Annotated in this window: 13 protein-coding genes; 9 read left to right on the top strand and 4 right to left on the bottom strand. The window is 56.7% G+C overall.

All coding sequences use genetic code 11. The features are described from left to right. Positions 1-15: 15 nt before the first annotated feature. Entirely contained in the window at positions 16-723 is a 708-nt protein-coding gene (locus ADB08_RS02935; protein WP_049170681.1) for an isochorismatase family protein, read from the bottom strand. Between the two features lie 171 nt (positions 724-894). Between ADB08_RS02935 and ADB08_RS02930 the strand changes: the two genes are divergently transcribed. Next, positions 895-1,848 carry a DUF808 domain-containing protein gene (locus tag ADB08_RS02930; protein ID WP_049170678.1) on the top strand — a complete coding sequence of 318 codons (954 nt, stop codon included), beginning with the start codon at positions 895-897 and terminating at the stop codon, positions 1,846-1,848. On the opposite strand, the gene ADB08_RS02925 is transcribed toward ADB08_RS02930, so the two are convergent. After that, entirely contained in the window at positions 1,845-2,150 is a 306-nt protein-coding gene (locus ADB08_RS02925) for a YchJ family protein (protein ID WP_342585523.1), read from the bottom strand. The two genes, ADB08_RS02930 and ADB08_RS02925, sit on opposite strands and share 4 nt — an antisense overlap. 311 nt (positions 2,151-2,461) lie before the next feature. Then, entirely contained in the window at positions 2,462-3,895 is a 1,434-nt protein-coding gene (locus ADB08_RS02920; RefSeq protein ID WP_049170755.1) for a GuaB1 family IMP dehydrogenase-related protein, read from the bottom strand. Positions 3,896-4,048: 153 nt separating this feature from the next. On the opposite strand from ADB08_RS02920, the gene ADB08_RS02915 reads away from it, so the two are divergent. The 5 genes from ADB08_RS02915 (at position 4,049) to ADB08_RS02895 (ending at position 9,415) form a co-directional block, all read left to right on the top strand. Continuing rightward, positions 4,049-5,299, top strand: coding sequence for a glutaminase (locus ADB08_RS02915; RefSeq protein ID WP_049170675.1), 1,251 nt, complete (start codon positions 4,049-4,051; stop codon positions 5,297-5,299). A 96-nt stretch (positions 5,300-5,395) separates the two neighbouring features. Beyond that, a complete protein-coding gene (locus tag ADB08_RS02910) occupies positions 5,396-6,268 on the top strand; it encodes a patatin-like phospholipase family protein (protein ID WP_048732760.1) in 873 nt (290 codons plus the stop codon). 296 nt (positions 6,269-6,564) lie between these two features. Beyond that, complete coding sequence (locus ADB08_RS02905) at positions 6,565-7,089, top strand: CBS domain-containing protein (protein WP_016423146.1); 525 nt, start codon at positions 6,565-6,567, stop codon at positions 7,087-7,089. A 122-nt stretch (positions 7,090-7,211) separates the two neighbouring features. Further along, positions 7,212-8,384 carry an MFS transporter gene (locus ADB08_RS02900; RefSeq protein WP_053087303.1) on the top strand — a complete coding sequence of 391 codons (1,173 nt, stop codon included), beginning with the start codon at positions 7,212-7,214 and terminating at the stop codon, positions 8,382-8,384. Positions 8,385-8,530: 146 nt separating this feature from the next. Continuing rightward, positions 8,531-9,415 (top strand): hypothetical protein, encoded by an 885-nt coding sequence (locus ADB08_RS02895; RefSeq protein WP_049170669.1) that lies wholly within the window; start codon positions 8,531-8,533, stop codon positions 9,413-9,415. Between the two features lie 47 nt (positions 9,416-9,462). On the opposite strand, the gene ADB08_RS02890 is transcribed toward ADB08_RS02895, so the two are convergent. Beyond that, positions 9,463-9,957 (bottom strand): 2'-5' RNA ligase family protein, encoded by a 495-nt coding sequence (locus ADB08_RS02890; protein ID WP_049170665.1) that lies wholly within the window; start codon positions 9,955-9,957, stop codon positions 9,463-9,465. A 372-nt stretch (positions 9,958-10,329) separates the two neighbouring features. Between ADB08_RS02890 and ADB08_RS02885 the strand changes: the two genes are divergently transcribed. From ADB08_RS02885 to ADB08_RS02875, 3 genes are all read left to right on the top strand, one after another. Next, on the top strand, positions 10,330-10,605 hold the full coding sequence (locus ADB08_RS02885) for an amphi-Trp domain-containing protein (RefSeq protein ID WP_049170663.1): 276 nt from the start codon (positions 10,330-10,332) through the stop codon (positions 10,603-10,605). A 259-nt stretch (positions 10,606-10,864) separates the two neighbouring features. Next, the gene (locus ADB08_RS02880; protein ID WP_049170660.1) at positions 10,865-11,173 is read left to right on the top strand and encodes a hypothetical protein; all 309 of its coding nucleotides are present in this window, start codon (positions 10,865-10,867) and stop codon (positions 11,171-11,173) included. Positions 11,174-11,424: 251 nt separating this feature from the next. Continuing rightward, positions 11,425-12,636 carry an IS110 family transposase gene (locus ADB08_RS02875; protein ID WP_011273191.1) on the top strand — a complete coding sequence of 404 codons (1,212 nt, stop codon included), beginning with the start codon at positions 11,425-11,427 and terminating at the stop codon, positions 12,634-12,636. Positions 12,637-12,760: the final 124 nt, after the last annotated feature.

Here is a 12,760-nt window from a genome sequence, read left to right as displayed (position 1 = left end):
CTTAACGTCGCCGCACTACACCACAGTCGCACCCGCCGCGGCCAATTCCGCTAGTGCAGCCTTGCCGCGCTCCGGGTCCACCGCCGCGACCTGATTACTCAGAACACGAACGGAAAAGCCCTCCTTGAGGCCATCGAGCACTGTGGCGCGGACGCAGTGGTCAGTCGCAACTCCCACCACATCGATTTCTTCGATGTCAGAGGCGCGGAGAGCGTCGGCAAGCGAAACGCCAGCCTCCGTTGTTCCCTCGAAACCGGAGTAGGCGGCGGCGTACTCCCCTTTTGTGACATCGATACGCACAGCAGCGGGGTTGAGCTGCTCAAAAAACGCGATGGCGCGCTGCATGCCGGGGTGAATCTCTGCGCCCGGGGTACCTGCAACACAGTGTTTCGGCCAGGTATCGACGAAATCCGGGGTTTCAGAGAAATGCGTGCCCGGGTCGATGTGATTGTCACGGGTGGTCGCAAGAACCGAGTACTTGTTAGCCGTGCCCGCAACATGCAGATATGTAGCGGTGTACGCTGCCTCAGCACCGTCGACGGCAAGTGCGCCACCCGCGGAAAAATCATTCTGAGCGTCGACGACTACCAGTGCCATGCGGGGACGCGCCGGGCGCTGCTGTTCCTCGGAGCGGGTTTCGTTGCTGGTGTCTGCCCCGGTGCCAGCGTTGTCCGAGTTGTCCGCATTGACCTGTCGGTAGATTTCGGAGAAGGAAGCGTTCATGGCCTATATCTTGCCACGTGCCCACGTTCAGAGGAGCACGTGAACTATCGACCGGACATCGACGCCCTACCGACAACACAGAGTCAATCCGGGAAAGCGGTTAAAATTGCTCCGGTAATTCTTTGATACGACGACGGCTCCTGGTCGCGTCCTCCAATACAGGAGGTTTTTATGGCAGGCGGACTTGTCGCGCTGCTTGACGACGTTGCCACGATTGCACGCGCTGCAGCGGCAACAACAGACGATATTGCGGCTGCGGCCGGCAAAGCTAGCGCTAAAGCCGCCGGTGTTGTGGTCGACGACGCTGCGGTGACGCCTAAATTCGTCGAGGGTGTCTCGCCGAAACGCGAGCTGCCGATTATTTGGCGTATCACCAAGGGCTCTTTGGTCAATAAGATTGTCATTATTCTGCCGATTGCCCTGCTGCTCAGCCAGTTTCTGCCCTGGGCGCTGACGCCGATTTTGATGCTCGGTGGCTCATACCTGTGCTTTGAGGGCATGGAAAAGGTCTGGGAGAAGATTAAGCACCGGATCTCTCCCGATCAGACTGAGCAGGAGCGAATGGAGGCGGCGACCAACCGCACACCACAGAATGAAGATTCCCTGGTGAAGTCTGCAATTTTCACAGACTTGATTCTCTCTGCGGAAATCATGGTGATTTCTCTCAATGAGGTCGCTGATCAGCCACTGCTCAATCGCGCGCTGATTCTTATTGTGGTGGCACTCATCATCACGCTTGCGGTCTACGGTGTGGTGGGCTTCTTGGTCAAGATTGATGACATTGGCCTGCACCTGCAGTCCAAGAGGTCAGCCGGTATCAGTAAGTTTGGTACGGCACTGGTCAAAGCCATGCCAATCGTTCTGAACACGATCGGCATTATCGGAACGTTTGCCATGTTGTGGGTCGGTGGACACATCATGGTGGTCGGCCTCGACGAGCTGGGCTGGCATCTCCCCTACCAGCTGGTCCACAACCTTGAGCAGCTGTTTACCGGCGGCTTCCTCGGCTGGTTGGCCAACACCACCGGCTCACTGATTTTCGGCGCCATCTGGGGAGCAATCATTGTGGCGATTGTCGCCGTGCTGCCATTCGGCCACGGCAAGCACAACAAGTCTGACGCTTAGGAGTACGTGACCTCACCGTCGACGTACACCCACCGTCGCGCACGACGAACAAAACGGGAACGCTCGTGCATCGTACCGACACCGTCATGGTCATGAAAAGCCGCTTCAAATTCCACGATGCCTTCGCGGTCATCCTCACCACCATCGACAGCGTTGATGATGGTGAGTCCTTCCCATTCCACACCGTCATCGACATTGATAACTTCCGGGCGGTAGCGCGGATGCCACGTCCGCCAGATGTAATCCGCCTCGTGGGCAGCGTAAGCGCTGTACCTCGCTGCCATCAGCTCAGCTGTGGTCACCGCCTCCCGCTCACCGCGGTGCAGCGGGCCACAGCACTGCCCGTAGAGTCCCCCACCACACGGGCACAAATCGGAATCAGTAACGCGGGCGCGAGCGAAAAATGCGTTCCCGCTTCCTGCTCTAGCACCGTTTCCTGCTACCAATCCAGACTCCGTTACAGCACTATTTTCTCTTACCTGCCGACCCATAATCGCCAGCCCCTCCCCATTCTCACACGTGGTACTAAACGCGTCCTAACAACGTCTTTACATACCTACCAATTGACCCGCAGCACCGCTAGTCGGTTTAGCCCCGAGAGGCTTGACGACGGCTAACGCGTCGCCCTCGGCATTCCTTCCGCAAAGCCCGCAGCGGATTGAATTCCCACCACTGCCCGCTCAGCGAATTGCTCGATGGTGGCCGAACCCGCGTATGTAAACGACGAACGTACACCCGAGATAATGCGATCAATCTGGTCCTCCACACCTTCGCGGCCGGGCTCCAGGTAGATTTTCGCAGTCGAGATGCCCTCTTCGAACATCTCACGCCGGGCCTTCTCAAAGGCCTCTACCTGCGCATTTCGGCTCTCCACCGCACGGTGTGAAGCCATGCCAAAGGACTCCTTGAACATGCGCCCGTCGACGTCCTTCTGGACATCTCCTGGGGACTCGAAAGTGCCGGCAAACCACGAGCCAATCATCACGTTGGACGCACCCGCAGCCAACGCAAGCGCAACATCGCGGGGATCCTTCACTCCACCGTCAGCCCAGATATGCACGCCGCATTCACGAGCAGCTGCAGCGCATTCGAGCACGGCGGAGAACTGTGGACGCCCAACACCGGTCTGCATTCGGGTTGTGCACATCGCACCCGGACCGACGCCGACCTTAATAATGTCGGCTCCCGCCTCCGCTAGATCGCGAACACCATCGGCGGTCACGACATTGCCAGCGGCAATTGGCACAGGCGGGTTGAGCGCGCGGACTCGTCGTAAAGCACCGAGCATCGATTCCTGATGACCGTGCGCGGTATCGACAACGAGCACGTCGGCGCCTGCATCGAGCAGTGTCTTCGCGCGCCCTTCAACATCACCGTTGATGCCGAGCGCCGCACCGACGCGCAGCTTTCCCTCAGCATCAACAGCGGGCTTGTAAAGCGTCGCACGCAGCGCGCCCTTACGCGTGAGAATACCCACCAGCGCACCATCGGCGTCCACCACCGGAGCGAGCTTGCGCCCGGATGCAGTGAGCTGGTCGAAGGCGTCACGGGGCTCAATATCGGCCGGAAGCGTAAATAGCGAAGTGGACATGAGCGTCCCCACCTGCGCAAAGTTGTCAACGCCCGCAAGATCACGGCCGGTGATCAGACCAACCGGTTTGTTGTCTTCCACCACCACTGCCGCACCGTGCGCGCGCTTCGGCAGAAGATGGCGCGCATACCCCGCGGTGTGGTGAGGCTTGACGACGATCGGGGTGTCGAAAACCAGCCCAGCGGACTTGACCTTGCGAATGGTCTCAGCGGCAATATCAGCTGGAACGTCCTGCGGCAGGATGGCAATTCCGCCTCGGCGGGCGGTGGTTTCGGCCATCCGGCGCCCGGAGATGGCCGTCATATTGGACACCACAATCGGAATGGTTGTGCCGGTGCCATCATTAGTGGACAAATCGACGCCCATGCGAGAGCCGACGGATGACTTCGACGGCACCATGAACACATCGCTGTAGGTCAGCTCGTAGGGCACGGACTGATTGTTGAGGAATTTCACATACCCCAGGATATGCTGATTTTTCCGGCGCGCACGGTGAGAGTGCACAGAGGTGAGCATCAGTGGCCGGCCTTGCCTGGTGTAGGTTCGAACGGGACTCCACTGACTCAACTGGGATTACCTTTCCCCAGGAAAGATGCTTAGCAAACTCTGATGAAAACGCCGATCAAAGATTACCTTTCCGAAATCGTCGAATCCGTCCGCCCCGATGAGTCTGGCGAGGTGGCGGACTATATTCCCACCCTTGCTGAAGCTAATCCCGACCGCCTGGCACTAGCTATGACCACGGTGTCAGGCCGCACCTACACCGCGGGCGATACCGATACTGAATTCACGATTCAGTCGATGTCCAAGCCCTTCGCTTATGCCGCAGCCATCACTGAGCACGGCAAAGACAAAATCGACAGTATTGTGGGCACCGAGCCTTCCGGTGAGGCCTTCAACGAATTGTCGTTGGAGCAAGGCACGCACCGACCAAAGAATCCGATGATTAACGTCGGCGCACTGGCGATCAACCAGTTCGTATGCCAGCCAGGTGCCAACTGGAAGACTCGCACCAAGCACATGGTGGAGCTTCTCTCAACTTTGGCTGGCCGCAAGCTCCGCGTTGACTACGACGCCTATGAAAGCGAAATGGACTCCGCGCATCGAAACATGTCCATCGCGCATATGCTGGCAGCTTACGGTTTTATCGAAACCACGCCCCACGATGCTGTCCGCGGCTACACCGCACAGTGCTCCGTGCTGGTCAACACCCACGATGTCGCCATGATGACCGCAGTGTTGGCCAACGGCGGCGTTAACCCGGTTACCAACCAGACTGTGCTCGGCCGCTCGGTTGTTCGCCGAGTCTTGTCCGTGATGGCTATTGCCGGCATGTACGACGAGGCCGGTGAATGGTTTACCGAAGTCGGAATTCCCGCCAAGAGCGGTGTCGCCGGCGGCTTGCTGGGCGCGCTGCCTGGACAGGCGGGTCTCGCAGCCTTTTCACCGCGATTGAACGACCACGGCAACAGCGTCCGCAGCATTGCCATCTTCCGGAAGCTCTCCGAAGATTTGGGCCTTCATCTCATGGATGCCGATGCGATTGGTTCGCGTGCGCTGCGCGGTACACGCGTCAGCAATGGCCGCTCGATCATCGAGATTCAGGGGCCAGTCAACTTCACTGCGGCCGAGATTGTTCTCAACAGGTTGGCGACTTCCACACCGTCGGAAAGCGAAGTTGTCTTCGACGTCAGCCGCGTTGGCGTTGTCAACCCGGTGGGGCGCACGTTGATTCTGGAAGCGATGCGACGTCTGAGCCACGAGGGCAAGGAGATCTTGTTCTACGACCCGGAGGGCGTACTGCCGAACCCAGATATGGGCGAGGGGCTGCTGCCGGTCATCCTCCAGGATGCGCCGTAAACTACGCTAACCGAAATCCAATATGGTGGTTCGGGTAGTCTTGAACGATTGTAACGCCCGAAAGACAGCAGCGCGATAGCAACCGGAGGGATATAAATGCAGGTCAGCGATGTAGCATTAGTCTTCGAGGGCGGAGGGACTCGCAATAGTTACACGGCACCTTTCGTCGAACGGCTACTTCGCGAGGACATCGATGTCGGTTGGGCCGGCGGGGTAAGCGCCGGTGCCTCTCACGTAGTCAATTACCTTTCCCAGGATATCCAGCGCTCTATAAATAGCTTCACTGACTTCATTGCACAGCCAGCCAGCAGCGGCTGGCGCCCAATGTTGCGCGGGCGCGGCTATTTCGATGCCGAGTACATCTATGAAGACGCGGGGCTTCCCGACGGCGCCATGCCCCTGGATTACGAGACTTTTAAGAACAATCCAACTCCCTATCGGATTTCTGCTGTCCGAGCGGATACGGGCGAGACCATCAACTGGGGGCCGGACGATATCCCAGATCTACCCACGCTGATGAAGTACACTCGCGCCAGTTCAACGATTCCGGGCGTCATGCGTATGCCCTATATCGATGGCGTTCCCTTCGTCGACGGTGCACTGGGATCATCAGGCGGTATCCCAATCGATGCCGCAGAAGCCGACGGCTTTAAGAAGTTCCTCATCGTTCTGACCCGTCCGAAGGGATTCCGCCGCACCACCCCTAAGCGCCCACAGCTGCTGCGACAGATTTTCCGCAGTAACCCGGTGGTGGCTGAGCTACTTATCACCAGGCACGAGCGCTACAACGCCTCTCTCGATTGGGCTGCTGAGCTTGAACGAAAAGGCCAAGCATATGTTTTCTACGCCAATAATATGAGCATCACAAAGGCGGAGCGGAAGCGGTCGAAGCTGATACACAACTACAAGCTCGGCCGGGCGCAAGCCGATGCCGAATGGCCAGCAATTCGAGAGTTCATGGGCTTGTAGCTTCCGCCACCTTTAGGAAGCTTTTCGTTCATTCCTCTTTACTGCGTACGTAACCTTGTGTTAACCTTTGCGTAGCGAACGACCTCGTTAGGTAAGGCTCCTATATCTACATAGGCCGCTGCCCTGCACTTTATCGAGAGTTTCGAAAGACTCCCGAGGCAAGGGTCCATCTCAAGTGGCCACCTTTAGTTACGGCATTACATTGCCAACACTCTTAGGCGAAGGAGCCATAATTTTTCAATCAACAGAAATTCCCTCCTAGCAAAGGAGCTGGGATACCTGGAAAAGGATCCACAATGACACAGACACAGAACACCATCGCCAACTTCTTCAAGCCGAAGTCTTCAATCAGCCCGTACAGCCTCCTGCCCGACACCGTAAGCATGCACATGACGGATTCTTACATTGCGCTGCCGGAGGACATCACTGTCGGTGAGGCACTGAGCACCTACGCAGCTGAATTTGCTGGTCTCGATGACGATACCTGTGTCTTCCTCGTCGACGATGAAGGCTACCTGACCAGCGATATTACACTGAAGGAACTCCGCGAATACGCCGACCGCGGTGCCTACATGAACACCGTCGGCGCTCCTGTGAAGGTCTTCGTCAAGCCCGAGGATCCAGCTGCCATCAGGGCTCGCCAGCTTATCGACGGGCGTCGCAGCGAGCTGCCCGTCGTCAGCAGCGGCAAGCTGGTAGGGGTTCTTACCGACCGCATCTCTGAGCGTATTCTTGGCAGGACTAAGGCAGCTAAGAAGGCAAAGAAGTCTAAGGGATTCTTCTCACCGATTACCGCGTTTTTCGGTGCCGCCAATAACTAGAGCGACTAACTTGGGTAGACGACCCGAGTAACTCAATAGGCCAGCTAGCGTTTGTTAGCTGGCCTATTGTTGTTACCACACTGTTCTATCCCCAAAAGATGAGAGTCGACAGGAGGCAGATCGTGGCACGAGACTGGATTCGGGTAGCCCTGGGCATGTTCGCTGTTGCATTTGGCGCCAACCTCTTTGCCCCACTCCTGCCCGCGTATCGAATAACCGATGCTCTCAACCAGTCCCAGGTCACCTTTCTCTTCGCCATCTACGTCGCAGGACTCATCCCCGCGCTACTCATCTGCGGCCCACTTTCCGACCGGCTCGGCCGTCGCGCCATCATCCGGCCTGCACTCATAACCTCTGCCGTTGGCTCAGCCGTCCTACTCACCGGCATCTGGTTCCACTTCCCATCACTTCTGGTAGGACGTCTTATCATCGGCATTTCGATGGGCATGGTAATGGCCGCCGGTGCCTCGTGGATCAAAGAAATTGCGCCCGTCGCACCTCAAATTTCTGCCCGGCGCGCAACCGTTGCACTCTCCGCCGGATTCTCCCTCGGCCCCCTGGCTTCCGGGTTGGTCGCAGAATTCACCCCGCGCCCTGATGTCATCCCCTATCTTGTTCATCTCGCACTGCTGCTTTTTATCGCACCAATAACATGGAACGCTTCCGGAGGACTTCCAAACGCAGCGCACAGCGACTCTCCGCAACGGTTCTTCTCCTCCGCCACGCTTAGCCCGAGGTTCCTGTGGGCAGTCGCCGCTTGGGCACCGTGGGTCTTCGGCGCTGCGTGCACATCCTTCGTCGTCCTGCCAACAATCGCCGAATCCCGCTACCCCATCGCCTTCGCCGGGCTCATCGCCTGTATCACGATGGGCACCGGCGTTTTGGTGCAACCACTGGTCACTCGCATCAGTTCCAGCAGCTTTATCCCGCCAGCTATTTTCGGTCTTGGCTTAACGACGGTCGGAATGCTGCTCAGTCTTATCGTTGCACTCACCCAGAATGTGTGGAGCGTTTTCCCCGCTGCTCTAGCTCTCGGTGCCGCGTACGGCGTGATGATGGTCTCCGGCCTCCGCGAAGTGCAAATTATCGCACCGCCAGCCGAGCTGGGCGCTGCGACTGCTATCTACTATTCGCTGACCTATGTTGGTTTCTTCGCTCCTTTTGTTATTTCTTTCGCAGCACCGAAATTCGGATTCGTGCCCGTTTTCATCTTCGGTGCGATTATTGCGTTGGTATCCACGTACCCCGTGGCAAAGGTTGCACAGTCTGCGGTGAGGTCCGACGGAGCGTCGTGAAGCAGACGCGACTGAAATTCTTGATATTGGGAAGCGTGCTGAGGCGAGCTCTTGTATTCTTTCTTTCACAAAAGATTGGCTCCGGCTCAGGACATCTGATCAGGTTGCATAGGTTGTTGAAATTCAGCTCGATGGAATGAGGAATCATGAAGCAGCGCAGCTCTGGAATGTGGAAGAAAATTGCGACAACCGTCGTCGCAGGTTGTACAAGCGCCGCCCTGCTCACCGCATGCGGCTCGGGAGAAGAAAGCAACAATGCCGGTGGCGAGGCAGGCAAAGAGTCGACCAGCAAGATGACGAAGGCAGACGGGTCAGCTCCAGCTGCATCCGAAGATCAGCTCCTGCTCACTAATGAAGTTCAAGGTGTGGACTTCTCCAACAACAGGATTAATGGGTACAAGGACGCAATGGAGATGTTTTCGGAGGATTCTTTAGATATAGAGCCGGCCGAATGTGCCACTTTCATCAAGCCAACGGAAGAATTGGAGCGAGCTGTCAGTTCTTTCGCTAATTTGGACGCGGAAAAGGTCACCATCGCTGTCTCAGTATTGAAGAACCCTCAGACCTACCAGGAGTACACAGATGTTCTTAACAAGTGCTCTGAGGTGACCGCTTCGATGGATGCTTCCGACCTCGTAAACGAATCCATGGAAGGCCAGGAACTTCCTCCTGAGGCGCAGGAGATGCTCAATGACATGGATATGACAACCACCATGAAAATGCACCGGGAAAAGTGGGAGCCGGATCTTTCCGTCAAGCCAGATGAGCTCACTGCACACGCGACAGTTGTGGACATTAGCTCCGGTGGCACTAATACTGATGCCACCAGCTACGACATTGTCGGCGTTGTCAATGGCGTGATGGTGATGGTGTCCGCTGCCCCGATTCCAGACGTTCCATCAACCGGCGCGGAAAATGCGACACAACCGATGGAACTTGCACAGGCGACCCCAGAGTCCAAGGAAGCGGCAAAGAAGCGCGCCTTGGAGGTCTTCGATGCCCAGGCAAAGAAGATTATGGACGCCGCTTAGTGGCCGCTTGGCTGCGCTGCTTTTGAAAAGTTGCGGCGTGCGGCGCGCTAAAACTCCGTTAATTCCTGCACTTTGGGACTCCAGAACGCAGCGCGTGGTGCACTAAGAGTTTTGAAGTGCGGGCTTGTTAGTTCATCAAGAGCCCGGACGTAACCGGGAACCATATCCCGCGGGATTCGCAGCCCCATAGTCAGGTGCGGAATCCAGCGGGAGCCGCGACCTTCAGGGTTAAGACGACTGATCTCACGAGCGGCTTCTTCCAGCTCATCGCTTGTTTCTAATAACCATGCGACAGTCTGTTTACTCTTTGTGCCGAACACTACCGTTCCTACCCTGCGGAATTCCGCAGGCATCAGCGGTGGGAGAATTTCGGCTGCTCGTTGGATTACCTCCGGGCTCATGGTCGGTGCGAAGGTGACAGTGATGTGGGGCTTTTGATTCTGCTGCGGGAATCCACGCTCTGCCAGTTGCACAAATATCTCTTTAACCTGCGCCTCTTGCTCAGGCAGAAGGTACATCAGGATGTTGTCGGGTGACACCATGTGACGTTTACTCCTCCCCTATTGCTGTCGGTCGACACGTTTGAGGCGCTACCCAAGGGCGCCGTTACTAGAGCTCCTAACCTAAGGCACTTAGGACCTTGCACCCCAGAGCATAGCGTAGGGATTTTCCACAATTTATAACCTACCTATAGAAATTTCTAGCCTCTTGTTATTTAGCCCGGTAAAAACCACTTTTTATTGGGATAATGGGGATAGACAGGCTTCCTGAAAGCTTTCTAGACCATCTTCAAAGACAGTGTGGAGTGACGGCCGATTCTCCACACTGCACAAATACCTACACGGCTGGAAAGGTAAGTAAAGACATGGCACCGAAACCTAAAAAAATTACACCCCCCGAAGAATCAAAAGCTGGTGAAGAGCAAGGCAAGCTTCAGCCGCGATGAGCTCGCGGATTTGCTGGAGACGCTGGCAGCTCGCATCCGCGCCGGGGAAATGACTCTCGGCACTGGTGAGTCCACGGTGACGATGACCATGCCGACATCGTTTAATACCACGATGGAAGTCGTCGATTCCCGAAAGCGTGCTGGCATCGAGCGCGAGCTGGAGCTGGAAATTGACTGGATGGTCGACGAGGCTGGCGAGCCCGTCGAAAAGCCAGGACCAGCATCTGGCTTCGCAATCTCCTAGCAGGCTTGTTGCTGTCCGGTTTGGTCCGCGCAGTGTTGACTAAGCAAAGGGCGACTTCGGAATTGTCTTCCGAAGTCGCCCTTTGTCTTGGCTCTTAATTCTGCAGGCCTTACGCCTTAAGCACGTATCGCAGAATCTCTACAACCTGGTCGGTCGTCGTACACCACGCCGAATACACCCGCCATACACCCACGCCTACCCACATCGCATGAGGTGACGCTAACCTAATTCGGGAAAATCCGCGACGAAGGGAACGCGCATGGCCAAGGGCAAGAAAGGCGACAAGGGCAAGAAGACGCACGCCGCCAAAACCAAGAAAAAGGCTGCGGCAACGACCTCGCTACGCCTGCCCGAATACTCGAAGGCCGAGGCCAAGGCCGCGAAAAAGCTCGCCGGCAAGGACCCCTTCAAACTGGCCGCAATGACGCCGAAGAAGAAGTGCTGCAAATCCGGCATCCGCTGCCTGCGCTGCCCCGTGGTGCTACACAAGCTCAATCGCGAGATCAAAAACGGCGAAGTCGACCACGCCGCCCTGCTGCTCGTCGCCGCGAAAGCCCGGATCCGGTAGCCGGCCCTCGCCCGTTACCTTGTGAGTGTCCCCGATAATGGGGATAGTCGCTGGTCCGGTATGGCTTACCTGCCCTGTAGTTTCCATAATCCGGGGGTGTTGCCGCCGGGTGCCAGGACTTTCGATGACAGCTGATAGGGACACGGCCAGTTTTAAACTAGGTCTCTTTGTAACGTGGGTGCTTGCAACGAAGGTCATGACACCAGCGACTGGAACAACGCCATACCCATCTCGTTTTCTAGGAGCTCATCATGTCTCCGGAGCATTCCATCGACATATTCCTTGGGTTAGACGTCGGCAAATCTGAACACCACGCCTGCGCCTTAGACCGTGATGGCAACAAGGTCTTCGACAAACCGTTGCCTCAACTCGAATCCGAACTAGCAGGCGTTTTTCACCAGCTTCAGAAGCTTGGCACCGTGCTCGTGATCGTCGACCAACCCAACACCATCGGCGCACTACCGATTGCTGTAGCCCGGGACTGCGGTTGCGAAGTCGGATACCTGCCAGGTCTTGCGATGCGCAAAGCTGCAGATCTCTATCCGGGACGTGCAAAAACAGACAAACGCGACGCATTCATCATCGCCGACACCGCCCGCACAATGCCCCACACGCTACGTGCCGTCGACCGCAATGATGAGGTACTCTCCGCCCTAAAGATGCTGTCCGGCTTCGATGATGACATCGCCCGCGATTGCACTCGCACTGTCAATCGGCTTCGCAGTGTCCTCACCCAGATCTACCCCAGCCTGGAACGAGTTTTTGCTGGTAGCACCCTGACTCGCACGCCGATCCTGGAATTATTGATCCATTACAAGGGACCGCAGGGGCTAAAAAGAGCCGGATACCAACGAGTGTTGAACTGGATGATCAAGCGCACACGTAAAGACCCCACCCCGCTGGTAGACGACATTTTTACAGCGCTGAAAGCTCAAACAGTCACCGTGCCTGGAAGCGATGCCGCCGAGTTAGTAATTCCTCAACTGGCTGCAAACATCCAGGCCCTCAAAGAGCAACGAAACACCATTGCTGAGCAGGTTGAAGAGATGCTCGCTGATTTCCCTCTTTGTGAGGTCTTGATGAGTATGCCCGGAGTCGGCATCAAGACCGCAGCGCAGATCCTTCTTGCGATCGGTGATGGCTCCGACTTCGCTAGTGCTGGCCACTTAGCTGCTTATGCTGGAATAGCACCCGTGACTAGACGATCCGGTTCGTCGATCAGAGGTGAATTCCCGGCACGGTCAGGCAATAAACGACTGAAAAACGCCTTGTTCTACTCCGCATTCGCAGTTATCCGCAGCCACGAACCGTCACGGCGGTATTACGAACGCAAACGCGCTGAAGGAAAACGCCACAACGCAGCAGTCATCTGCCTGGCACGACGCCGATGCAATGTCATCTACGCGATGCTGAAAAACAAGGAGTTCTTCCGCGAAATCCCGCCACGCCCCGTCGCCGCATAAAGCCCCAAAGACGAAGCCGACCAGCACACGCTGGCCGGCTCCTAGGCACGCCTAAGAAACTACTCCCAAGACTGTGCTCGTCAACATCGGTCTGGCACTTGACAAAAACATAGGGACACCCCCC

This window comes from Corynebacterium sp. 239_CJEI (genome assembly GCF_001055995.1).
GTDB classification, from domain to species: Bacteria; Actinomycetota; Actinomycetes; order Mycobacteriales; family Mycobacteriaceae; genus Corynebacterium; species Corynebacterium jeikeium_D.
This window is presented reverse-complemented; position numbering and strand designations above follow the sequence as displayed.

What these genes read in the sequence shown, in the direction of transcription:
- ADB08_RS02935 (WP_049170681.1), bottom strand. Translation starts at nt 723, where the DNA reads ATGAACGCTTCCTTCTCCGAAATCTACCGACAGGTCAATGCGGACAAC.
- ADB08_RS02930 (WP_049170678.1), top strand. Translation starts at nt 895, where the DNA reads ATGGCAGGCGGACTTGTCGCGCTGCTTGACGACGTTGCCACGATTGCA.
- ADB08_RS02915 (WP_049170675.1), top strand. Translation starts at nt 4,049, where the DNA reads ATGAAAACGCCGATCAAAGATTACCTTTCCGAAATCGTCGAATCCGTC.
- ADB08_RS02910 (WP_048732760.1), top strand. Translation starts at nt 5,396, where the DNA reads ATGCAGGTCAGCGATGTAGCATTAGTCTTCGAGGGCGGAGGGACTCGC.
- ADB08_RS02905 (WP_016423146.1), top strand. Translation starts at nt 6,565, where the DNA reads ATGACACAGACACAGAACACCATCGCCAACTTCTTCAAGCCGAAGTCT.
- ADB08_RS02895 (WP_049170669.1), top strand. Translation starts at nt 8,531, where the DNA reads ATGAAGCAGCGCAGCTCTGGAATGTGGAAGAAAATTGCGACAACCGTC.
- ADB08_RS02890 (WP_049170665.1), bottom strand. Translation starts at nt 9,957, where the DNA reads ATGGTGTCACCCGACAACATCCTGATGTACCTTCTGCCTGAGCAAGAG.
- ADB08_RS02880 (WP_049170660.1), top strand. Translation starts at nt 10,865, where the DNA reads ATGGCCAAGGGCAAGAAAGGCGACAAGGGCAAGAAGACGCACGCCGCC.
- ADB08_RS02875 (WP_011273191.1), top strand. Translation starts at nt 11,425, where the DNA reads ATGTCTCCGGAGCATTCCATCGACATATTCCTTGGGTTAGACGTCGGC.